General features: G+C 59.3%; 15 protein-coding genes. 5 read left to right on the forward strand and 10 right to left on the reverse strand.

What is annotated here, in order from left to right; translation table 11 throughout:
* The 4 genes from JFU47_RS13355 to JFU47_RS13370 all read right to left on the reverse strand — a co-directional run bounded on the left by JFU47_RS13355 (window position 1) and on the right by JFU47_RS13370 (window position 4,886).
* Window positions 1-894 carry a hypothetical protein gene (locus JFU47_RS13355; protein ID WP_201183461.1) on the reverse strand — a complete coding sequence of 298 codons (894 nt, stop codon included), beginning with the start codon at window positions 892-894 and terminating at the stop codon, window positions 1-3.
* Between the two features lie 76 nt (window positions 895-970).
* On the reverse strand, window positions 971-3,235 hold the full coding sequence (locus tag JFU47_RS13360) for an alpha-xenorhabdolysin family binary toxin subunit A (RefSeq protein ID WP_201183463.1): 2,265 nt from the start codon (window positions 3,233-3,235) through the stop codon (window positions 971-973).
* A 218-nt stretch (window positions 3,236-3,453) separates the two neighbouring features.
* Window positions 3,454-4,209 (reverse strand): tetratricopeptide repeat protein, encoded by a 756-nt coding sequence (locus JFU47_RS13365; protein WP_201183465.1) that lies wholly within the window; start codon window positions 4,207-4,209, stop codon window positions 3,454-3,456.
* Window positions 4,206-4,886: a Fe2+-dependent dioxygenase gene (locus JFU47_RS13370; protein ID WP_008148973.1), complete on the reverse strand. Its 681-nt coding sequence runs from the start codon at window positions 4,884-4,886 to the stop codon at window positions 4,206-4,208. Before JFU47_RS13370 ends, JFU47_RS13365 begins: the two co-directional genes overlap by 4 nt.
* Window positions 4,887-5,092: 206 nt before the next feature.
* On the opposite strand from JFU47_RS13370, the gene JFU47_RS13375 reads away from it, so the two are divergent.
* The 3 genes from JFU47_RS13375 to JFU47_RS13385 all read left to right on the forward strand — a co-directional run bounded on the left by JFU47_RS13375 (window position 5,093) and on the right by JFU47_RS13385 (window position 10,741).
* On the forward strand, window positions 5,093-7,354 hold the full coding sequence (locus JFU47_RS13375) for a TonB-dependent receptor (RefSeq protein WP_201183467.1): 2,262 nt from the start codon (window positions 5,093-5,095) through the stop codon (window positions 7,352-7,354).
* 243 nt (window positions 7,355-7,597) lie between these two features.
* Window positions 7,598-10,126 carry a PepSY domain-containing protein gene (locus JFU47_RS13380; RefSeq protein ID WP_201183469.1) on the forward strand — a complete coding sequence of 843 codons (2,529 nt, stop codon included), beginning with the start codon at window positions 7,598-7,600 and terminating at the stop codon, window positions 10,124-10,126.
* Window positions 10,127-10,375: 249 nt separating this feature from the next.
* Window positions 10,376-10,741 carry an endonuclease domain-containing protein gene (locus JFU47_RS13385; RefSeq protein ID WP_201183471.1) on the forward strand — a complete coding sequence of 122 codons (366 nt, stop codon included), beginning with the start codon at window positions 10,376-10,378 and terminating at the stop codon, window positions 10,739-10,741.
* A 205-nt stretch (window positions 10,742-10,946) separates the two neighbouring features.
* Here the strand turns inward: JFU47_RS13385 and JFU47_RS13390 are convergent, their stop codons facing one another.
* The 4 genes from JFU47_RS13390 to ptsP all read right to left on the reverse strand — a co-directional run bounded on the left by JFU47_RS13390 (window position 10,947) and on the right by ptsP (window position 18,225).
* Window positions 10,947-12,488: an alkaline phosphatase D family protein gene (locus JFU47_RS13390; protein WP_201183473.1), complete on the reverse strand. Its 1,542-nt coding sequence runs from the start codon at window positions 12,486-12,488 to the stop codon at window positions 10,947-10,949.
* Window positions 12,489-12,671: 183 nt separating this feature from the next.
* The gene (locus JFU47_RS13395; RefSeq protein ID WP_201183475.1) at window positions 12,672-14,411 is read right to left on the reverse strand and encodes a PTS fructose-like transporter subunit IIB; all 1,740 of its coding nucleotides are present in this window, start codon (window positions 14,409-14,411) and stop codon (window positions 12,672-12,674) included.
* A gap of 11 nt (window positions 14,412-14,422) precedes the next feature.
* Entirely contained in the window at window positions 14,423-15,364 is a 942-nt protein-coding gene (pfkB, locus tag JFU47_RS13400; protein ID WP_201183477.1) for a 1-phosphofructokinase, read from the reverse strand.
* On the reverse strand, window positions 15,364-18,225 hold the full coding sequence (gene ptsP, locus JFU47_RS13405) for a phosphoenolpyruvate--protein phosphotransferase (protein WP_201183479.1): 2,862 nt from the start codon (window positions 18,223-18,225) through the stop codon (window positions 15,364-15,366). The genes pfkB and ptsP overlap by 1 nt, the downstream gene beginning before the upstream one ends.
* A 288-nt stretch (window positions 18,226-18,513) precedes the next feature.
* Here ptsP and cra point away from each other — a divergent pair, with 288 nt between their 5' ends.
* Window positions 18,514-19,509, forward strand: coding sequence for a catabolite repressor/activator (cra, locus tag JFU47_RS13410; RefSeq protein ID WP_201183481.1), 996 nt, complete (start codon window positions 18,514-18,516; stop codon window positions 19,507-19,509).
* 3 nt (window positions 19,510-19,512) lie between these two features.
* Window positions 19,513-20,289, forward strand: a complete 777-nt coding sequence (locus JFU47_RS13415; protein WP_201183483.1) for a TatD family hydrolase — start codon at window positions 19,513-19,515, stop codon at window positions 20,287-20,289.
* Here JFU47_RS13415 and JFU47_RS13420 read toward each other — a convergent pair whose 3' ends face one another.
* On the reverse strand, window positions 20,290-20,679 hold the full coding sequence (locus tag JFU47_RS13420) for a hypothetical protein (RefSeq protein ID WP_140681625.1): 390 nt from the start codon (window positions 20,677-20,679) through the stop codon (window positions 20,290-20,292). It abuts the gene before it with no gap.
* A 237-nt stretch (window positions 20,680-20,916) separates the two neighbouring features.
* Window positions 20,917-22,947 (reverse strand): methyl-accepting chemotaxis protein, encoded by a 2,031-nt coding sequence (locus tag JFU47_RS13425; protein WP_201183485.1) that lies wholly within the window; start codon window positions 22,945-22,947, stop codon window positions 20,917-20,919.
* Window positions 22,948-23,121: the final 174 nt, after the last annotated feature.

Consider the following 23,121-nt stretch of genomic DNA (forward strand, 5'->3'; position numbering starts at 1 on the left):
TTAGAAGAGCCTGGCCATTTTCAACAGTTGGTCAGACATGGATTTAACATCCTCCAGTGAGCCGGTAATGATCGGCAAAGAGGCCTTGGCACGCATCATCGTTTGGTGAGGATGATGAGTTGCCAGCAACCGTTTGATTTCATCGAGCATGTAGGTCCAGCGGTAGCAGAAATCACCGAGGTTGTTCGCGGCGACACTGGCTTGCCGGTAAAGATCGTCAAGGCGTCCCATATGCGCTCGGGACATCTCTTGCCGTTGCGTTTGCGAGTACGGCTGGCCAGGATCGTAATTCATGCCCGGCAACCCAATTCGACCCAAGGTGTAATAGGCTTCAATCTTGGACATCGGGCCTTCGGTACTTAACGGCAATGTCAGCGATTCGATGAAACGAATAAAAATGCTGTGGATCGACACCGCAAGTTTAGTTACCTGAAACTTGAAGTCCGTCACTGCATATTGGCAACGTTCGAGCCGCGCATGGAGTTCGCGCATCACATCAATCACATTGGCACGGGGTGCATTGCCCCAACCGGCAGACCTGACAACGGCGAACTGCTGCGGATCAATCACCGAAATCGCCACACGCCGATTCTCGGTAACGCTGACAATCGCCTGAAACTCGCGGATAAAACCGCTCACATCCTGCAGTACCCGAGTCGACACTTTACCGAGGCTAGGTACGGTAATACCGATCGCTCGCCAGCAGACCGCGTTGTTACCCGCAACTTGAATCAATGCCTGAGAATCGGGCCGAGGCAGCAAGGTATATCCGGATCGGGCGATAGAATCTGAGAACCGGTTGATTTCCCCAAGTGCGCCAGGCAAGTCGTTCAAAAAAACAATGTATTGCTTCAACGAGGCAAAATTCTTTTCTGCCAATAAATAATCCAGCATCAGTCTCTCCTTGGCCTGACAAATCCTCGACTGCCAGCGTGAAAGTTGCCGCTGGCAGTCCGTGGTCATCCGTTTGTCAGCGTATTGGCATCGACACGGGCGCGAGGAACTTGATAAACAGCGGTGCCTGCACTTTAAATGCGTTGCTCAGTGCTTCGACGTCGGCAAATGGCACTGCTGCGGTAGCCGCCAGGAACTGCCGATAAGCTTCCGCAGCACCGCTATAGACAGCGGCATATTCATGTCGCGCATCCTCTATCGAAAGAATCGCCTGCAAGTATTTCGTCCTGCCGAGTGATGCTTGAACAATTGAATTCTGGACATCAATATTCTCGACTTGGGCATCAATCTTCAGCTTCAACTTGTCACTCTCGCGAAGCATGTCGATAAAAGCAATTGTTTTGCCAGCGTCGATTAATGTTTTTTTAAGTTGGTCGATCGCCATCATCACCAGTTGAATTTGCGGAGGCGCCAGGCCCAACTGGGTGACTTTGCTGAGGGTCAGTTCAATGTCCTTGCCGAGTTCTTCAATGCCTGCCTTTGCCAGGATAGCGATAGCTTCAGAGATGGTTTTGCGCTCATCCCTCAGCGCCTGCAACTTCGATTGCAGATCATTGATTTCATCTTTGGCCATTTGCTCATCGTGCGCAAAATCAACCAAGTAAGTCTGGACCAGACGTCGATCGAACGAATCGCTGATATTCGCCAGGCATTCGTCAATTTTGGACGACATCTTCTTGATTACATCGGCTGCCTGTTTCAAGAGTCGCTCACGATCGCCATCGATCTCTTCGATTTCCAGCGGGTCAGTCCCGCTCAGTCGTTCTTTTTCGTAGTCTTCAAGACCGCGCTGAGTGGTTTCGAGTTCGTACTTGCTGGTCTGAGCGGCGCTTTGTAACTCGGTGCTTCCCCGACCTACCTCTCCGACAACGCTGTCGAAGCGGCTGAACAAGCCTGGCAAGTAACCAAGCTTGACCAGCCAGGTATTGGCCTGAGTGCGCGCATTACGCATTTGTTGATGATGGGTACTTAATGCGGCCAAATCCAGCGGCGGATAGGCCGAATTGAACAGTTTTACAACATTCATCGAACGTGCTCCCATTGGGCTATTGCGCAAAAACTCCTCCTGAGCCTCCTCGAACACCTGAATAAGTGCGTCGGCGTCGGTCTCGATTTTTCTCCATGGATTAGCCACCAGCCTGAACTGTGTAATGAACTGTCGGAGTGACAATGCATCGTGGATGTTAGCAATAGCCCTGGAAGAGTTTGCGACAGCATCGTGCAAGAGGTTCCAGGTATAGATAAGGTTTTTTGTCGCGATTTCGGCATCGATAGCCACGATCTCAAGACTCTGCAAGTCGTGCTTTACACGCGCCAGAGAACCCAAGGTCTGATTCATGCTGGCCAGCTTCAGAATGTCGCGATCCTGTTGGGCATACAGTTCGTTACGCGCTGCACGAACTTTTTCAGCTTCGACGCCCATATAGATAGCCATCGCCAACCCGACAATGTTCATACCGGCGGCCGCTGTCAATGCTTCCTGGACGGCGGCTTTGTACTCGGTATTTTTCAGTTCAATCTCTTTGGAGCGCTCCTCGATCTTCCCTTGATGCGCTTTGATTTCTGCCGACAACGTATTATTCTTTATCAGATCAACTTTTAATTGGATGCCAGGCAGAATTTTTAGCTGAAGATCCGAACCAAACTCATCGAGCTCTTTCTTGATCTTGCTGGTAGATTCTAAATTTATATTAACCTCTACAAATATATTGTTGAGACAATAACCTAACTCATCCAGCGTATCGCTTTGCAGTTGTAGACCTGGAAACTTGTCGCCCAACGCGACTTTCAGCGCTCTGAGTTGCTCAAGCGTTCTAATGTCGTGCAGGTCCAACAGATTGCCTGCCCTGACATCGGTATAAATTTCTTCCATCGATACGCTATAAATGCGCATGTTCGCTGCGAAGGTTTTGAGATGGGTGCCCGTCATCATGATGCGTTCGCGCAAGTTCGTCCAACGCGAGGCATGTTCTTGAGTATTGAGGAAAGTGGTCAGGAAGTCCTCGGGGAAAAGGCCCGGACCACCATTCTGACCGGCACCGAAGCGCAGATAGTCAGTAACGTCTTTCAAAGTGCGCGGAAGCCTGAAAGCAGTAGCCTGATACTTGTGCAGATCGATGATTTGTTTCTTGGTCAGCAACAGCCCCGTCGCGCGGACTTCACTATTGGAGTCCGAAGCGGATGCACTGATTAACCGCCCCGGTGCTTCAGCGGCGTACTGCATGATTTGCTCGGGGGAAGCGTCTTTCAGAGCTTCATCCCATAACTTATTATCAGACATAATTATTCCTTTAATTAATTAATTAACACAATTGGATATTTAATACGTAATCGCAGAGCCAGAACATTAAGATCATTCAACTTCGCACAGGAAATAAAACACAAAGCGGCGCCGCCGCATAGTGTGGACTCACGAGGATATGTTTATAAAAAATACCAAGGCCTGGCGAGTAAGCAACTAATCAGTCACCCACTCGCGTGATAAGCCGACGGCAAACTTCAAATGCTTACTTGGTTGGCTGCCCGTGCGCGATATTCCACGGCCATTGCTTGCACTTGCGCGTGAGGCACGCTCGACAGTGTCTGCGCCGCGATACTTAAAAAAGCCGAATGCCCCGCGTGCATTGCCCGGCGATACCAGACCAGCGCTTCTTCGATGTGCGAGAGTTCCACCAGAACGCTGGCATAACTGAACTGCCCACGAAAATCACCGCCCAGCGCCGAACGTCGATACCAATCAAACGCCGTCACAGGATCAGCAGGACAATAATGGCCTTGCTCCAGATATCGTCCCAGCAGGTTCATCGACTTCGGATGGCCCAGTTCCGCTGCCCGGCGATAAAGACTCAACGCTTGCGCCTGATCTTCGACGACGCCGCGCCCAGTGGCCAACAGGTTGGCGTAGTTGTACATCGCCCAATCCAGTCCGGCTTCCGCGGCGACACGATAATGCCCCGCAGCAATCGAAGCATCAGCCACACACCCCCAACCCTGTTCATGACAACGACCGAGCATGTTGCGCGCCATCAAATGCCCACGCTGAGCGGCGATGTCAAACCAGCGCAACGCCAGCGGCCGATCCTGCTCGATGCCCTGCCCATCCAGCAGAATCTGCCCGAGCAAGGCCTGAGCATCGAGTACACCTTCGCGGGCGGCGATCAGAATCGCCTGTGCCGCGCGCGCCGGGCTTTCGTCGAGCATGGCTTTGAGACGATCACCGTCGAGGACTTCCTCGCGGCGCAGTTGATAACTCATACCTCGACCCAGCGACGCAAGAGGTTGTGATAGGTGCCGGTGAGGCGAATCAGCGAAGGGTGGTCGGGCATGTCCTGGGTCAGCTGCTGGATCGCCCCGTCCATCTCGAACAGCAAGGCGCGCTGGCTGTCTTCGCGGACCAGGCTTTGGGTCCAGAAGAACGAGGCGTAGCGAGTGCCGCGCGTCACCGCGTTGACCTTGTGCAGGCTGGTGCCGGGGTACAGAACCATGTCGCCGGCAGGCAACTTCACCCGTTGGGTGCCGAAGGTGTCCTGGATTTCCAGCTCGCCGCCGTCGTAGTCGTCCGGTTCGCTGAAAAACAGAGTGGCCGACAAATCGGTGCGCACCCGCTCGATGCTGCCCTTGGGCTGGCGCACGGCGTTGTCGATGTGAAAGTCGAAACTGCCGCCGGCCGTGTAACAGTTCAGCAACGGAGGAAAGACCTTGTGCGGTAACGCCGCCGACATGAACAGCGGATTTTTCCACAGCCGTTCCAGCATCGCCGCGCCCACTTCCTTGGCCAGCGGATGACCTTCCGGCAGTTGCAGATTGTGCTTGGCCTTGGCCGACTGGTAGCCGGCGGTGATCTTGCCGTCGGCCCAATCTGCCTGCTCCAGGGCCTCGCGGATGCGCTGCACTTCTTCTTTCGCGAACACGCCGGGAATGTGCAGCAGCATGGGATAACACCTGAAGGCAAAGGGGCGCCAATGGTATTGATTCTTATTGCCCGTGTAAAACCCCTGTAACGAGCGAGACACCTAAAACCGTAAGGGCAAATTGTAAAGAATGTAAATTAGTCGCGAATAGTAACGTTTCGCAATTGATACAAATACCTGTTTACCCTATATTCCGCGACCTCAAATCCTTGGGGAGGGGAATTCTCATGTCACGCCAACAACCACAATTACCAGTCAGTTCACCGCGTTTGCTCGCGTCTGCAATTGGCGTGGCAATCACTGCCAGCTCTGCCGGCCACATGGCTTTCGCGGCTGAAAAAGCCGACGAAAAAGCACCGAGCAATGTGATTTCCCTGGGGGCTACTGCTGTCACCGGCGAAGCCCAGGACGAGACCTCCTACAAAACCGATACGTCGGCCAACAAGAAATACACTGCGCCGCTGCGCGAAACGCCGAAAAGCATCACCGTTATTCCACAACAAGTGATTCGCGACACGGGCGCCACCAGCCTGGTCGACGCGCTGCGCACCACACCGGGTATCACGTTCGGTGCCGGTGAAGGCGGCAACCCGGCCGGCGATCGCCCGATCATTCGCGGCTTCAACGCAGAAAGCGACGTGTTCATCGACGGCATGCGCGACCCGGCCTCCCAGAGCCGCGAGATCTTCAACGTAGAATCGATCGAAGTCAGCAAGGGCCCGGGATCAGCCTTCACCGGCGCCGGTTCCACCGGTGGCAGCCTGAATCTGGTGAGCAAGACCGCCAAACTCGGCAATTCGTACAACGGCGGTTTCACCTGGGGCTCGGACCAGACCAAGCGCACCACCCTCGACCTGAACCAGCAGATGACCGACACCTCGGCCTTCCGCCTGAACCTGATGAAACACGAAGCCAACGTCGCCGGCCGTGATGCAGTGGACGTCAGTCGTTGGGGCGTAGCACCTTCCTTCGCGTTTGGCCTGGGCACCGACACCCGCCTGACCGTCGGCTACTACCACGTCGAAACCGACGACATGCCCGACTACGGCCTCCCGTTGACCTTGAGCCCCAACCGCAGCAAGTACAACGTCGATAAACCTGTGCATGTCGATCGCGACAACTTCTACGGCCTCACCGGTCGCGACTATCGCCAGACCAGCAACGACAGCGGCACCATCAAGATCGAACACGATCTGAATGATGACCTGACCGTGTCGAACAGCTTCCGCATGTCGCGTTCCACGCTCGATTACATCGTCACCAACCCGGACGACAGCAAGGGCAACGCGGCGCTTGGCAGCGTGTATCGCGGTGCAAAAAGCCGTAACTCGACGTCCAGTGGCTGGATCAACCAGACCGACCTGAGCGCCAAGTTCAACACCGGCGCCATCGAGCACAGCCTGGTCACCGGCCTTGAGTTTTCCTATCAAGACACCCACAACCGCCCGTACATCCTGACCTCGGCCGCCAGCGGCACCCGGTGCAATCGCGCCCTGTTCAACTCCGGCGACTGCACCAGCCTGCAAAACCCGACGCCTGGGGATCACTGGAACGGCTCGATCACCGACAGCGCCGCGTTCACCGACACCGACACCAAAACCGCTGCGGCCTACGTGTTCGACACACTGAAGTTCAACGAGCAATGGTCCCTGAACCTGGGCCTGCGTTACGACAACTACCAGGTCAAATCCAGCGGCCACGCCAACGCCAGCAGCACAGCGCCAGCGAACGACTTCTCCCGCGAGAACACCAGCGACCTGGTCAACTACCAGATCGGCGTGGTCTACAACCCGTTGCCTAACGGCAGCATCTACGCGGCTTACTCCACCTCCAGCAACCCGTCCGGTGAAACCAGCGGCAACGGTGGCCTGGACCTGGCGGCGAACAACAGTGATCTGGACCCGGAAAAGAACCGCAACTACGAGATCGGCACCAAGTGGGACTTCTTCGGTGACGACCTGTCGCTGACCGCCGCACTGTTCCGTACCGAGAAAACCAACGCACGCATGAACGATCCGGATGGCGCCACCACGCAAGTGCTGGACGGCGAGCAGCGGGTCAATGGTGTGGAACTGAGCTACAGCGGCAAGCTGACCCGAAACTGGAAGGTCTTCGGCGGCTACACCTACATGGAAAGCGAAGTGGTCAAAACCACCCTCGCCGCCGATGAAGGCAATCACATGCCAAGCACCCCACGGAACAACTTCACCTTCTGGTCGACCTACGATCTGGTGCCGGACAAGTTGACCGTCGGCGCCGGCGCCACGTTCGTCGACTCGCAGTTCGGCAACGTCGCCAACTCGGTGGAGATCCCGTCCTACTGGCGCTACGACGCAATGGCCAGCTACGCCCTGACCAAGAACGTCGACCTGCAACTCAACGTGCAGAACCTGACCGACAAGCGTTACTTCGACCAGGTGTTCCAGACGCACTACGCCCACGTGGCGGCGGGTCGTACCGCCCTGCTGAGTGCCAACTTCCACTTCTGATCTGTGGGAGCGAGCCGGCTCCGGGCGGCGTTCCGACGAATACGGTGTCTGTCGCACTTTATCTGTTGCGGCTGACATAGCCTTCGCGAGCAGGCTCGCTCCCTCACTAGAGTGGTGGGCAAAACACCCTGGCCCCGTTCATCTCTATGAACGGGGCTTTTGTGCGTAAAAAGAATGTTTCTCGACAACCCACGGCATAATGCGCGCCGTGATTATTATTTTCGAACGAACAAGGCGAGCGACGTGTTGAAGAAAACCCTGTTCCAGTTGCACTGGTTTTTCGGCATCAGCGCCGGACTGGTCCTGGCCCTGATGGGCATCACCGGGGCAACGGTATCTTTTCAGGATGAAATCCTGCGCGCACTCAACCCTTCTGTGCTGCAGGTCGAAAAGCAGGTTGCCGGCGTCCTGCCGCCCGCCGAACTGGTGGAAAAAATCGAAGGTGCCTCGGGCAAAAAAGTCTCGATGCTCTGGGTCGAAACCGACAGCGGTAACGCCGCGCGCGTGATCTTTACCCCGCCACCGGGCGAACGACGTGGGCAGATGCGCTACTTCGACCCGTACACCGCCGAGTTCATGGGCGACGCCACTGGCCAGGATTTCTTCGGCCTGATGCTGCAACTGCACCGCTTCCTCGCCATGGGCGATACCGGTCGGCAAATCACCGGCGCGTGCACGCTGATTCTGCTGTTCTTCTGCCTGTCCGGTCTTTACCTGCGCTGGCCGCGTCAGTGGAAAAGCTGGCGTGCCTGGCTGACCCTCGACTGGAAGAAAAAAGGCCGCAGCTTCAACTGGGATTTGCACTCCGTCGCCGGTACCTGGTGCCTGGTGTTTTACCTCCTGGCAGCGCTCACCGGGTTGTCCTGGTCCTATGAGTGGTACAACAAGGGCCTGACCCGATTGCTTTCCGACTCACCGCAGAACGAGCGCGTTCGCGGCGGTCGCGGTCCTGCGCCAAGCGGCCCGGCGCCCATCGCCGATTACGCCGCGATGTGGAGCAGCATCTACAGCGCTGCCGGCCCGGCACTGAGTGCCTACAACATCCGTATGCCGCCCGTGGCCGGACAACCGGCCACCGTGTTCTACCTGTTGAACACCTCACCTCACGACCGCGCGCAGAACCAGATCACGCTGGACCCGGCGACCGGTATCGTCGCGCGGCACGATCGCTACAGCGACAAGAGCCTCAAGGCGCAACTGCTGACCAGCATTTACGCACTGCACGTCGGCAGCTACTTCGGAATCATCGGGCGGATCATCCTGACGATCAGCGCGCTGACGATGCCGCTGTTTTTCATCACTGGCTGGTTGTTGTACCTCGATCGTCGACGCAAGAAAAAACAGATCAAGGAGGCCCGCAAAGGCCTCGCACAACCGGGTAGCGACGCGCCTGCATGGCTGATCGGCTTCGCCAGCCAGAGCGGCTTTGCCGAGCAACTGGCGTGGCAGACCGCCGGGCAATTGCAGGCTGCGGGCCTGCCGGTGAAGGTTCAGCCGCTGGCGGACGTCAGCGAGCAAGACTTGCGTGATTCCAGCAATGCGTTGTTCGTGGTCAGTACCTTCGGCGACGGTGAAGCGCCGGACAGCGCCCGAGGGTTTGAGCGCAAAGTGCTGGCCCGGACGTTGAGCCTGGAAAGCTTGAACTACGCCGTGCTGGGACTTGGCGATCGCCAGTATCAACATTTCTGCGGGTTCGCTCGACGCTTGCACACATGGCTGGGCGAGCACGGCGGCAAGACCCTGTTCGCGCCGGTGGAGGTCGACAGCGGTGACCCTTACGCCTTGCGTCACTGGCAGCAGCAACTGGGGCTGCTGACCGGACAGGCGCCCGTGGACACCTGGCAAGCGCCAAGCTATGACAACTGGACCCTGACCCGCCGTGAGTTACTCAACCCTGACAGCAGCGGTTCGGGCGTTTACTTGCTCGGCCTCACCGCCCCCACCACCAGTAGTTGGCTGGCCGGTGACCTGGTGGAAGTGTTGCCGCGCAATGGTCCGTGGGCGATCGAACATTTCCTCGATGGCCTGGGCATTGACGGCCGCGCCACGGTTGCGCTCGATGGCCTGTCGCAAACGCTGGAGCAAGCCCTCGCCAGTCGACAACTGCCGGAAAACAGAGCTCACCTGGTCGGCCTGCATGCCCAGGCGCTGGTGGATGCGCTGGTGCCCTTGGCCATGCGCGAATACTCCATCGCCTCGATCGCCGCCGATGGCATCCTCGAACTGATCGTACGCCAGGAACTGCATCCTGACGGCAGCCTTGGTGTCGGCTCCGGCTGGCTGACCGAACACGCCCCGGTGGGCGGCACCATCAGTTTGCGCGTGCGGCGCAACAGCGGTTTCCACCTGCCGACCGAGCCGGTGCCGATGATCCTGCTGGGCAATGGCACCGGCCTGGCCGGTCTGCGCAGTTTGCTCAAGGCGCGGATCGCCGATGGGCAGCAACGTCATTGGCTGTTGTTCGGCGAACGCAATCGCGAGCATGACTACTTGTGTCGCGATGAGCTTGAAGACTGGTTAATTTCGGGCGATCTGGAGCGGCTGAACCTGGCGTTCTCACGGGATCAGGCCGAGAAGATCTACGTGCAGGATCGACTGCGCGAATCGGCGGGCGAGTTGAAAAAATGGCTGGCCGAGGGTGCGGTCATTTACATCTGCGGCAGCTTGCAAGGGATGGCTTCAGGCGTGGATCACGTGCTCAACGAAATACTCGGAATTGCAGAGGTCGATCGGTTGATCGAGCAAGGTCGGTATCGGCGTGACGTCTATTAAAAGTCCCCTCACCCTGGCCCTCTCCCCAAGGGGCGAGGGGACTGACCGAGGTGTCTCACGTTATACATCGACCTGGAAAATCGAGTCGAACTCAGGCTTTGAAAACGATGAAGATCGGCTCCCTTTCCCCCTCTCCCCACTGGGGAGAGGGATGGGCGGGCGGCGTTCCGATGAGGGGTGGTTCTACAGGCAAACGACAAAACCTCGGCTACAGTAAAACCTCCATCCCCCTTCACACGGACGTGAAGCATGCCCACCCGCCCCTCCTCCAACCAACGCCAATTCGCCCGCCACCTGCGCGCCAACCAAACCGACTGCGAACTCCTCCTCTGGCAAAGACTCCGCGCCCGGCAAATCGCCAATCTGAAGTTTCGTCGGCAGTTTCCGTGGCCGCCGTACATCCTGGATTTTTATTGCGTAGAACTGAAACTGGCCATTGAACTGGATGGTGGTCAGCATTACGAGACTGGGGCAAAAACACATGACCGGCGTCGAACGCTTTACCTTCAGCGGCAAGGTATTGAGGTTGTGCGGTTTAGCAATCTGGAGGTAATTGAGCGGATGAGTGCAGTGCTTGAGCAGATCCTCAGGTTTGCTGCGACTCGAACATTGTGATCCTGATCTGAAATCGCCCCCTCACCCTAACCCTCTCCCCAGAGGGGCGAGGGGACTGACCGTAGGTTTCTTGAGAAATTCTGCGACCTGAAAGCGCCGCGTTGAATCCATAATCGACTCGGACGTTCAGGTCGATGTATAGCGCAAGACACCTCGGTCGGCTCCCTCTCCCCTTTGGGGAGAGGGCTGGGGTGAGGGGGCGATTTCAAACCGGCTGCAACTTTTGTTGAAACACACTGACCCCATCCAGATCCCGCAACACCACACTCATCTCCCCCGTCTGCCCATCAATATTCACCTCACCAAAAAACTGAAACCCGGCAAACGGCGAGGTGTTCTGTGCCGGTGGTGCTTTCTCGAACACCACCTCGGGACCAAAGGTCTTATCCAGCGAATCAGGTCCGAAACTCCCCGCATTCAGAGGCCCGGCGACAAACTCCCAGAACGGTTCGAAATCCTGAAACGCCGCCCGGTCCGGGTGGTAATGATGCGCCGCGCAGTAATGCACATCCGCCGTCAACCAGACAAAATTGCGCACCTGCTGCGCCCGCAGAAAACCCAACAATTCGGCGATTTCCAGCTCACGTCCCTGGGCCGGTCCCGGGTCGCCGTTGGCCACGGCTTCCCAGCGCGCCACACCGGGGCTGACTTCGCCGTCCGATACGCCCAGGCCGATGGGCATGTCGGCGGCAATGACTTTCCATTGCGCACTGGAGGCTTTCAACGAAGCCTTCAGCCAGTCCAGTTGTTCTCGACCGAGGAAAGGTTTTGCGCCGCCAAGATTGTCGTCATTGGCCCCGCGATAGCTGCGCATGTCGAGCACGAACACATCGAGCAACGGACCGTAACCGAGCTTGCGATATATCCGCCCGCCGCCATCGGCGCTCTGCAACCGCATCGGTGCGTATTCGAGCCAGGCCTGACGCGCGCGGCCGACCAGGCTGTGGATATCTTTGCTCTTGTAGCGATCATCCAACTGCTTGCCCGGCGACCAGTTGTTAACCACTTCATGGTCGTCCCATTGCCAGATCTGCGGGACCTCGGCGTTGAAGCGGCGGATGTTTTCGTCCATCAGGTTGTAGCGGTAATTACCGCGATAGTCGTCGAGGGTTTCGGCGACTTTGCTCTTGGCTTCAGTGGTGATGTTGCGCCACACGCGGCCGCTCTCTGTGGTGAGCTGCGCAGGTATGGGACCGTCGGCGTAGATGGTGTCGCCGCTGTGGATAAAGAAGTCTGGCAGGCGCAAACGCATGGCTTCGTAGATACGCATGCCACCGATGTCCGGGTTGATGCCGAAGCCCTGGCCAGCGGTGTCGCCGCTCCAGACGAAACGGAGGTCGCGACGGGTTTGCGGCACGCTGCGCAGATGGCCGAACCAGGGTTCGCTGGCGACGCCGCTCTGGGCGTCTTCGAAGTGCACTCGGTAGAAAATCGCCTGGTCGGCGGGCAGGCCAGTGAGTTCGACGCGGGCAGTGAAATCGGTATTGGACACGGCCAATGGCGAGACAAAACGACGGGGGTTGCTGAACAGGCTGCGGGTGTCCCATTCCACCACCATGCGCGCCGGGCGATCGCAGCGGCTCCAGATCATCGCCCGGTCGCCCAGCACGTCGCCGGACTGCACGCCATCGGTGAGTTGCGGCCGATCCTTGACCGAAGCGATCACCGCCGGCGCCAGGCCTGGCAACAACAGCCCGGCACCGACGGCTTGTATGACACGACGACGGCCGAGGTCGAATTCGCTCATGAGGTTCTCCCTGAAAAGGAAAACTAAAACACGCCCGCATGACTCAGGCATGACACAAAAATCTGCCAGTGCAGCAAATCACCTGTGGGAGCGAGCCTGCTCGCGAAAGCGGCCTGACAGTCGACGTCTATGTCGAATGTAAGTCCGTCTTCGCGAGCAGGCTCGCTCCCACAGGATTGGGTGTCAGGCGTTAGCCGGTTCCAGCGCCAACTCAACGACTTCCGGCCGCTTGACCACCGCATAAACCACCGCCGTCAGCAAACTCCCGGCCACAATCGCCAGCAAATAAAGCAGCGCATGGTTGATCGCATTCGGGATCGCCAGAACGAACAATCCGCCGTGCGGTGCCATCAGTTTGCAACCGAAGTACATCGACAACGCACCGGTCAGCGCACCGCCGGCAATGCTCGCCGGGATCACCCGCAGCGGGTCTTTCGCGGCAAACGGAATCGCGCCTTCGGAGATGAAGCATAGCCCCAACACCAACGCCGCTTTACCGGCTTCGCGTTCGGTCTGGGCAAACTTGCGCCGTGCAATAAACGTAGCGATGCCCAAGCCAATCGGCGGCACCATGCCGGCTGCCATGGTCGCGGCCATCGGTGCATAACTTTGCGACGCCAGCAGCCCCACCGAGAACGCATACGCGGCTTTGTTGATCGGCCCGCCAAGGTCGACGCACATCATCCCGCCCAGCAACACACCGAGCAGAATCGCGTTGGTGGTGCCCATGCTGTCGAGGAAGTGCGTGAGCCCTTCGAGCATTCCGGCCACCGGTTTGCCCACCACGTAGATCATCACCAGACCGGTGAACAGACTCGCCAGCAGCGGGATGATCAGGATCGGTTTCAGCGCCTCAAGACTTTGCGGCAAGCGCGCATAACGGTTGATCGCCTGCGCCGCGTAACCGGCGATGAAACCGGCAATGATCCCGCCGATAAAACCGGCGCCCAAGGTGCTTGCCAGCAGACCGCCAATCATCCCCGGCGCCAGGCCCGGACGGTCGGCGATCGAGTAGGCGATGTAACCCGCCAGCAGCGGCACCATCAGCTTGAATGCGGTCTCGCCGCCGATCTGCATCAGCGCCGCCGCAAGCGTGCCCGGCTCCTTGAACGCCGTAATGCCGAACACAAACGACAAGGCGATCATCAGACCGCCCGCCACCACCATCGGCAGCATGAACGACACGCCGGTCAGCAGGTGTTTGTAGACGCCGGTTTTCTCTTGCTTGGCCGGGCCTTTGGCACCGCTCGAAGCGGTTTCCTGCGTGCCTTCGGCCAACGCTTTGTTCAGCGTCACCTCGGCTTGTTTGAGGGCGATGCCGGTACCGCAGCGGTAAATCTTCTTGCCGGCAAAACGCTCGGTGGCGACTTCGATATCGCAGGCCAGCAGCACCACGTCCGCATCGGCAATCGCCGCTGCACTCAACGGATTGCGGGCACCGACCGAGCCCTGAGTCTCCACTTGCAGGTCGTAGCCCAGACGCTTGGCCGCTTGCTGCAAAGCCTCGGCAGCCATGAAGGTGTGAGCGACGCCAGTCGGGCACGCGGTAATCGCGACCAGGCGCGGGGCGTTTTTTACGGGGGCGGCAGGCTCGGCCACGGCTTCGGGGGCGACGTAAACCCGAGCCTCTTCAGCACCGCGACGCAGCACCGCTTCGACATCTTGCAGGGCTTGCGCCGGAGTGCTTTGGAACACCCGCTTGCCGACGAATCGCGACATATCCACCGGCGCGCTGGTCACCAGCAACACCCACTCGGCCGCCTCGATCGTGGCCGCCGACAATTGGCGTTCAGGGTGCGCAGCATCGTTGACTTCGACACTGGTGCTCCAGCCCTGACGCTGGGCCGCCGCGTCGAGCAAACGGGCGCACAGCACACTGGTGACCATGCCGTTCGGGCAGGCCGTAACAATGGCTAACTTCATGACATACCCTCTTATTGTTCTGTCAGGGTGCGCATGCGCACGCCCTGTTCGAGCCGCGCCAACTGCGTGGCGTTGCCAATACCGAAACCAATCTGGGTGACCGCCATCGCGGCAATCGCCGTGGCGGTGCGCAAGGTCTGTTCAGGCGTGTCGGCGCTGAGCAAACCGTGGAGCATGCCGGCCAGTAACGAATCGCCTGCGCCCACGGTGCTGACGACACTGACCTTGGGCGGCGTGGCATGCATCGCCGAGCCGACACTGAACCAGTTCACGCCATCGGCGCCGTCGGAGATCACCACGTGTTCGATGCCTTGAGCATGCAAGCGGCTCGCGGCTTGCGCTTGCGCTGCCACCGAAACCACCTCGCAGCCCAGCACATCGGCCAGTTCTTCGGTGTTCGGCTTGATCAGCCAAGGTCCAGCCTCGAGCGCCGCCCGCAAGGCTTCACCACTGGTGTCCAGCGCCACGTTCAAACCGAAATTTTTCAAACGCACAATCAATGCCTGCAACCACTGCGGACTGATGCCTTGGGGCAAGCTGCCGGCAACGACGACTGCGTCATGATCGGGTGCAATCTGATCAAGTCGATCAAGCAACGCCTGCTGCGCGGCCTCACTGACCAAAGGTCCCGGACCGTTGATGTCGGTGATGCGTCCATTGCTTTCCGCCAGTTTGATGTTGCTGCGCGTCTCACCCGGAACACGGATGAACGCGTCGACAAACCCGCGTTTGGCGAACAGCGTTTCGAACGCTTGAAGGTTGTCCTCCCCGAGGAAACCGCTGACCGTGAGCTGATGCCCAAGGTCCGCCAGCACTTGTGCCACGTTCACGCCTTTACCGGCGGCATGTGTGTGCATCTCGTCGCTACGGTTGACTTGGCCGGGGGTCAGCAGCGGCAACTGGACCGTGAGGTCCAGCGCCGGGTTGAGGGTCAGGGTCAGGATCTTGGCCATTACAGGGCCTCCACTAGTGCGCGCACTTCATTGGCGCTGCCCACGGCCAGGGCCTGTTGGGCAAGGATTTGGGTCTGCGCCAGGCTGAGTTCGCGAACCCGCGCCTTGACCTCGGCAATGCTGCGACCCGACACACTGAGCTCGTCCACACCCAGTCCGACCAGCACCGGCACCGCCAGCGGATCGGCCGCCAACTCGCCGCACACGCCGACCCACTTGCCGTGGGCATGCGCCGCGCGCACGGTGATGTCGATCAGTTGCAGCACCGCCGGGTGCAAGCCGTCCGCCTGGGCCGACAAGGTCGGATGACCACGGTCGATGGCCAGGGTGTATTGGGTCAGGTCATTGGTGCCGACGCTGAAGAAGTCGACCTCTTTGGCCAACACCGGCGCCAACAATGCAGCCGACGGCACTTCAATCATGATCCCCAGTTGCAGATCGGCAACCGGAATCTCCAGACGCAGACGTTCGGTCATGTCCCGCGCCTGGCGCCATTCATCGACGCTGCCGACCATGGGAAACATGATCCGCAATGGACGGTTGTCCGCAGCGCGCAGCAACGCGCGCAACTGCGCTTCCATGATGTGCGGACGTTGCAGGGTCAGGCGAATACCGCGCACGCCGAGGAACGGGTTTTCTTCTTTGGCGATCGGCCAATATGGCAGCGGTTTGTCACCACCCACGTCGAGGGTGCGCACCACCAGCGGCCGACCGGCCAGACCATCGAGGACGCGACGGTATTCGACTTCCTGGGTCGCCTCGTCCGGCGCTTGCGAGTGGGCCATGAAAATCAGTTCGGTGCGCAGCAGGCCAATGCCTTCGGCGCCCTGCTCCACCGCGCTGGTGACGCCCGCGCTTTCACCAATATTGGCGAACACTTCGACTGCATGACCGTCAGTGGTCAGGGCCGGTTGATGACGTTGTTCGGCGGCCGCTTTCAGACGCAGCTCGCGGGTGTCGCGCTCTTCGGTGGCGCGCTGCAAGGTCGCCGCGTCGGCGTCTACGTGCAGGCGGCCGCGTTGGCCATCAATCAGCAACGGCGTACCCGGTGCCAGCAGCAACACGGACGGGCCGGCACCGACCAGCGCCGGAATCCCGAGGGCTCGGGCGACAATCGCGCTGTGAGCGGTGGCGCCACCACGGGCGGTGAGGATGCCGGCGACGCGCGCCGGATCAAGACGGGCGACATCGGACGGACCGACTTCATCCATCACCAGAATGTACGGCTGCTCCGGCTCGCTCGGGGTTTCGACGCCACTCAGTTGCGCCAGCACTCGACGGCCGATGTCGCGCAAGTCGGCGGCGCGCTCGGCGAGCAAGGCGTCCTGCAGCGATTCCTGTTGTTTGGCCGCCGCTTCAATCACCGCCATCCACGCCGCTTCGGCGCTTTCGCCCTGCTTGAGACGGGTGTCGACTTCATCGGTCAATTCCGGGTCGTCGAGCATTTCCTGGTGGGTGATGAAGATCTCGCGAATGGCTTTGGACTTGCTGCGTTCAATCAAACCTTCGATGTCGCGACGCACGTCCGCCAACGCCTGCTGGAGACGCTCGCGCTCGATGGCGGCAGACTCACCGCGCAGCGGGTAATCAATGGTTTGCAGCACTTGAATGTGCGCCGGGCCGATGGCGATGCCCGGTGCGGCGGCGATGGCCTGAACCAGACTGCCGGAGGCTGGCGCAAGGACCACTTCGGCCACATCGGCGATCACTTCGCGCTGCTGGCTCACGGCTGGCAACGGCTCGACTTCTTCACCGAGGCCTTCTTCGATGGCGGCCAGCAAGGCTGGCAAGGCATCGGCGGCGATGCTCGGTTCGGCGACAAATTCCAGCACCTGACCGCGACGGGCGCCGAGGCTGAGCAGTTTGCTCAAGCTCTTCACCGACACGGCGCTGTCCTGGCCATCGACGATGCGTACGCGGATTTCACCTTCAAAACTTTTCGCCAGTTGCGCGAGGATCTTCGCCGGACGCGCGTGCAAGCCGTGGGCGTTGGCCAGCGCGATGCGAGCGCTCGGCCAATCCGCCGGCAGCTCACCGCCCAGGACTTCAAGGACTTTACGGCTGCTGGTGGCCCGGCCCAATTCGTGGCCGCGACCTTCGATCAGCAACGCACAAAGGCGTTCGAGCAAGGCCTGATGGGCTTCACCGAGACTGGCCAGGCAAAACAGACCGCTGAGCGGCTGGCCGAGGTAGCGCATGGGTTTGTCCGGGGTGACGAAGGCCAGGCCCGGACGCTTGACCGTTTGCTCGCTGTGCAACCACCACAGGCCATCGCCTAGCGGCAACGCATCGACCTGCTGCAACACGGCAGAGAAACCGTTGCTCACACAATCGGCCTGACGCAGCAAACGTGCACCACGCCAGACCAGCTCTTCGAAGTCATCGGCGGACACACCGAGGCCGATCATCTGTGCATCCAGCGCCAGTTCTTGCGGCGCGCCTTGCAGCAGTTTCAACAAAGCTTCGGCGGAACTGGCGCGACGCAGCGCCTGGCCCAGGTCGGTTTCGCCGAGGGCGCGGGTCAGCAATTGCAACAGGCGCAGGTGTTCGTCGGATTTGGCCGCAATACCGATCGCCAGGTAGACGATCTGACCGTCGCCCCAGTCCACGCCTTCAGGAAACTGCATCAGCCGCACGCCGGTGGAAAACACCTGATCGCGGGTTTCCGGCGTACCGTGGGGGATGGCAATACCTTGACCGAGAAAGGTCGAGCCCTGGGCTTCGCGCGCCTGCAACCCGGCGAGATAACCCTCGGCCACCAGGCCATCGGTGACCAGATGCTGCGCCAGCAGGTGCAACGCTGCGGACTTATCCACAGCCGATTGGCCCATGGATATCTGCTCTATGGTGAGCTCGAGCATGCTTTCTCCTTTTTGGCGCCTTTTGACGCCAGGTATTGTTTTGAATGATTCAGCTTAGGCCCTTAGTCACAACTTTTGGCGGTTTCGCGGCAGAACCGGCAAAGGAGCCCATAACGTAGAAAATACGCTTGCTGAAACGTTTAATCTAGAATGATTGGCACGTTACTCGATAATGTCTCATCCTTGAAGTCCAATTGTCGGATGCGTCGCAACGATGGTCGCCTGCCTTAATCGGGTAGGATTGGCGAAAATGTCGAGGCAAGCTCGAAAAAACAAGGAAAACCCGGGTTGAAACTCAGTGATATCGCCCAACTGGCCGGTGTGTCCGTTACCACCGCCAGCTATGTCATCAATGGCAAGGCAGAACAACAACGTATCAGCAGTGCCACCGTCGAGCGCGTGCGTGCGGTCGTCGAACAACATGGCTTTACGCCCAATCCCCAAGCTGCCGGGCTGCGCAGTCGGCACACCCGCACCTTGGGTTTCATTCTGCCGGACCTGGAAAACCCCAGTTACGCGCGCATCGCCAAACTGCTGGAACAAGGCGCCCGGGCTCGCGGCTATCAGCTGCTGATCGCCAGTTCCGACGATGCACCGGACAGCGAACGACAATTGCTGAAACTGTTCCGGGCCCGACGCTGCGATGCATTGATCGTTGCCAGTTGCCTGCCGGCCGGCGATGACAGCTATCGCCAATTGCAGGCCAAGGGCATTCCGATCATCGCGATCGACCGGGTCATGGAGCCTGAGCATTTCTGTTCGGTGATCAGTGATGACCGCGAGGCCAGCCTGCAACTGACCCGCAGTCTACTGGACCCGCTGCCCAAACAGATCGCACTGATCGGCGCACGCCCGGAACTGAGCATCAGCCAGGAGCGGGCGGGCGGTTTCAAAGAAGCGTTGGACGGGTTCAAAGGCGAAGTACTGATCGAACACGGCGAGTCGTTCAGCCGTGAGTGCGGCAAACAGTTGATGGAAGAACTGCTACAGCGTCTGGGCCATTTGCCGGATGCGCTGGTGACCACATCCTACGTGCTACTTCAGGGCGTATTCGATGCCTTGCACGACTTCCCGCTCAGAACCCGCCCGCTGCGCCTCGGCACCTTCGGCGACACACAGCTGCTGGATTTCCTGCCGCTGCCGGTCAACGCCATGGCCCAACAGCATCAGCTCATCGCCGACAAGGCTCTGGAACTGGCCCTGGCGGCCATCGAGCAATCGGATTACCGACCCGGTGTGCAGGCCATCGCGCGGACCTTCAAACAGCGTATTCGCCAGGACTGAACCGTGGAGCTGATCGACAGCCACACTCATCTGGATTTTCCGGACTTCGACGAGGATCGTCAGGCGCTGCTGGCCGAGAGCCGCGCCCTCGGGGTGCGGCGGATGGTGGTGCTGGGGGTTTATCAGGGCAATTGGCAGCGGGTCTGGGATCTGGTGCAGAGCGATCCCGATCTGTATGCGGCGTTCGGTTTGCATCCGGTGTATCTGGGTGATCATCGCCCTGAAGATTTACACGAACTGGGTGATTGGCTGACCCGGTTGGCGGGTCATCGACAGTTGTGCGCGGTGGGCGAGATCGGTCTGGATTACTTTATCGAAACCCTGGACCGTGAACGCCAACAGGCACTGTTCGATGCGCAATTGCAACTGGCGGCGGACTTCAATCTTCCCGCGCTGATTCATGTGCGACGCAGCCACGCGGCGGTGATTGCCACGCTTAAACGGTTTCGCTTGAAACGCGCGGGGATCATTCATGCCTTCGCCGGCAGCAAAGAAGAAGCCCGCGAATACATCAAACTCGGTTTCAAACTGGGCCTGGGCGGTGCCGCGACGTGGCCTCAGGCCCTGCGCATGCATCGTGTGCTGGCCGAATTGCCGCTTGAATCGGTGGTACTGGAAACCGATTCGCCGGACATGGCGCCCGCCATGTTCCCCGGCCAACGCAACAGCCCGGCGCATCTGCCGGCGATCTGCTCGGCATTGGCCGGGATCATGGCAATCAGCCCTGAGCAATTGGCCGCCGCCAGCACGGTCAACGCTTGTGAGCTGTTCAACTGGTAATCAGTCGGCGTGGGCTTTGGCGGCTTCCAGCGTCAGCGTCATGTGTTGCCGGTGCCGGGCAAACCGCATGACGGCGAAATAGACGAAAATCGCCAACAGCGAAAAATTCAGTTGCTCCACGACGCTGAACATCCCGATCCACTCCAACACCAACGCCACCAGCAACGCGGTACAAACCATGACCAACGTGCTCGCCCGCAGCAATGCCAGGGAGTCGAGGGACTTGAAGCGCTTGATCTGTTTCGGATCGTTCAGTTGCAACGCTTTCTGGCAGTGGGAACACTCGAACGCTTCGTTGATCGCAATGGCGTTGAGTTGCCAGGGTTTGAGCAGAAGTGTGCTCCCGCAATGAGCGCAATGACCCTGGATTCCAATCGTTACAGCTGACATAACCGAGCCTCCTCAGGGCAGGTCCAAGTGATTGATCTTCCGTCATTAAAGACCAAAAACCAGACGACGGATGAAAACCGGACATTGCCTACCTGAGAAGGGAACAAATACTACAGACGGAGCATAAAAACCTGTGGGAGCGAGCCTGCTCGCGAATCGGTATATCACTCAACATTGATGTCGACTGAAGACCGCTTTCGCGAGCAGGCTCGCTCCCACAGGTGTGCCGGGGTGGCTTCAGACCCGGAACGCGCTGATCAGTTGCTTCAGCTCCACCACCTGAGCCGACAACGCGCGACTGGCGTCCTCCGTCTGGTGTGCACCTTCGGCAGTACGCTCACCGGCACGGTTAATCTCGACAATATTCTGGTCGATGTCATGGGCCACGGCGGTCTGCTGCTCTACCGCGGCGGCAATTTGCTGGTTCTGATCGACAATCATGCCGACGGCACCGAGGATGTTTTCCAGCGCTTGCTGAACCTTTTCCGACTGCCCCACCGTGCCGTTGGCCATCTGATGACTGGTCCCCATCGCCTTCACCGCGGCGCCGACACCGCTGTGCAGCTTGGCGATCATCTGCTCGATTTCCTCGGTCGATTGCTGGGTGCGCTTGGCCAGTGTCCGGACCTCGTCCGCCACCACCGCAAAACCACGGCCTTGCTCACCGGCCCGAGCGGCTTCGATGGCGGCGTTGAGGGCCAAGAGGTTGGTCTGTTCGGCGATGCTCTTGATCACCTCCAGCACACGGCTGATGGACTGGCTGTCGCTGGCCAGCTGATTGATCACCAGCACCGACTGGTCGATCTCACTGGCCAGTGCAGCGATGCTGCCCTGCTGGGATTCCACCAGCCCGCGCCCGCTGATGGTCTCATCGTTGACGCTATGAGCGCTGCTGACCGCTGCTGCGGCACTGCGTGCAACCTCAAGGGAGGTGGCCGACATCTGGTTCATGGCCGTGGCGACCTGCTCGATCTGCGAGCGCTGCCCCGCCACGGCCTGGTTGCTCTGGGTGGAGACGTTCTGCACCTGCCCGGCCTGGCGCTCGACCTCACCGACGGTGTGCCCCACCCGCTCGATCAGGTCATGGATTTTCTTTACGGTGCCGTTGAACACCTCGCCCAACTCGCCCAGTTCATCGCGGCTGTTGGCGCTGAAAGTCACCGTCATGTCGCCGGCCGCGACCTTATCCATCACCGCGCCAAGACGCTTGAGGGTGGTGCGGGTCGAGGCGTAGAAGCCGCCATAGAGGTAAAAAATCAACACGAACACCACCGACAGCGCCACGGCCTGCAAGACCATATGGGTGCGGTTCTGCTCCAGTCGCTGTTGCAGCTGGGTGCCGAGAAACTTCAGGGTGGCTTCGTTGAGTTGGTAGGTCTTGTCCATCAGGCCCGTGACCTGATCGTAAAAGCCCTGCCACGGCGCATCCAGCGTGTCCGCCATCACTACCTGCTCTTCGAACAGTTCACTGGCCTTTTTCAACGATGCCTTGCTGCTATCGGCCTGAGCGGCCAGGGTTTCCCGTGCCGCTTTGCTGGAGCCCAGCGCGTCCTGCAACTTCAGGGCATATTCGGCGTGCAGTTTTTCGATCTGCGCCAGCAACTCATCAAAACGGGTACTCGATGCCGAGTTGAGAAAGCCCTGCCCCAGCGAAAAAGAGCCCATCGCCCGGCCTTCGCCCAGAAGCTGGGTCACGGGCGGGGTGACATTGGTGATGAGTTCGCTCAGCTGGCGCATGTCGCTCTGGGTGTCGCGGCTGAGGCCGGCCTGACTGGCGATGATCTGGCTGAAAATTTGTGCGTTGCCGAGCAACTTGCCGATCATCGCGCTTTTGCTTTGCAGGGAGTTTTCCGCTTGCTGGGCCTTGAACGCGGCGATCATTTCATCGCGCTTGCCATCGAAAACCATGATTTGCTCGGGGTCCGCGGTCATCGCCGTCAGCCCTTGCAAACGGGTCAGCACATTTTGCCCCAGAGTACTGATCTGCGACTCGACATTGCCAGCCTTGCCGGACTGACCAAGGGTGACGTTGATCTGCACCAGGTTGTTCAGGGTTTCCAGATCGCGCCGTAACGTCAGGCTGCTGCCCAGCAGGTCAAGGCTCTGCAGCTCGACCCGGGTGCCCTGGAATTCTCGATAAGAATCGCGCACCAGATAGAAGTTGGTCACCAACATCGGCACAAGGAACAGCACGCTGATCAGGCTGAACTTCATGCCAAAGCTCAGGCGATTCATCAGCGCGACGGCGGGATAGAGCAAGCTCTTCACTGGAAGTCTCCCTTTGATTTCTTATTTTTATTGGCAGGCGCGGGTCGACAGCAGATAGCCACTATTCGGCGCTAGCTCTGTATAGCCTAAATCGACGGGAGGTTTTGTAACTTAAGGTTAACGGCGAGATGCACGCGGTCTTGTAGCAGCTGGCGAAGCCTGCGTCCGGCTGCG

Origin of the sequence: Pseudomonas sp. TH39(2020) (genome assembly GCF_016650715.1) — a bacterium.
In the GTDB taxonomy this organism is placed as follows: Bacteria; Pseudomonadota; Gammaproteobacteria; order Pseudomonadales; family Pseudomonadaceae; genus Aquipseudomonas; species Aquipseudomonas mandelii_C.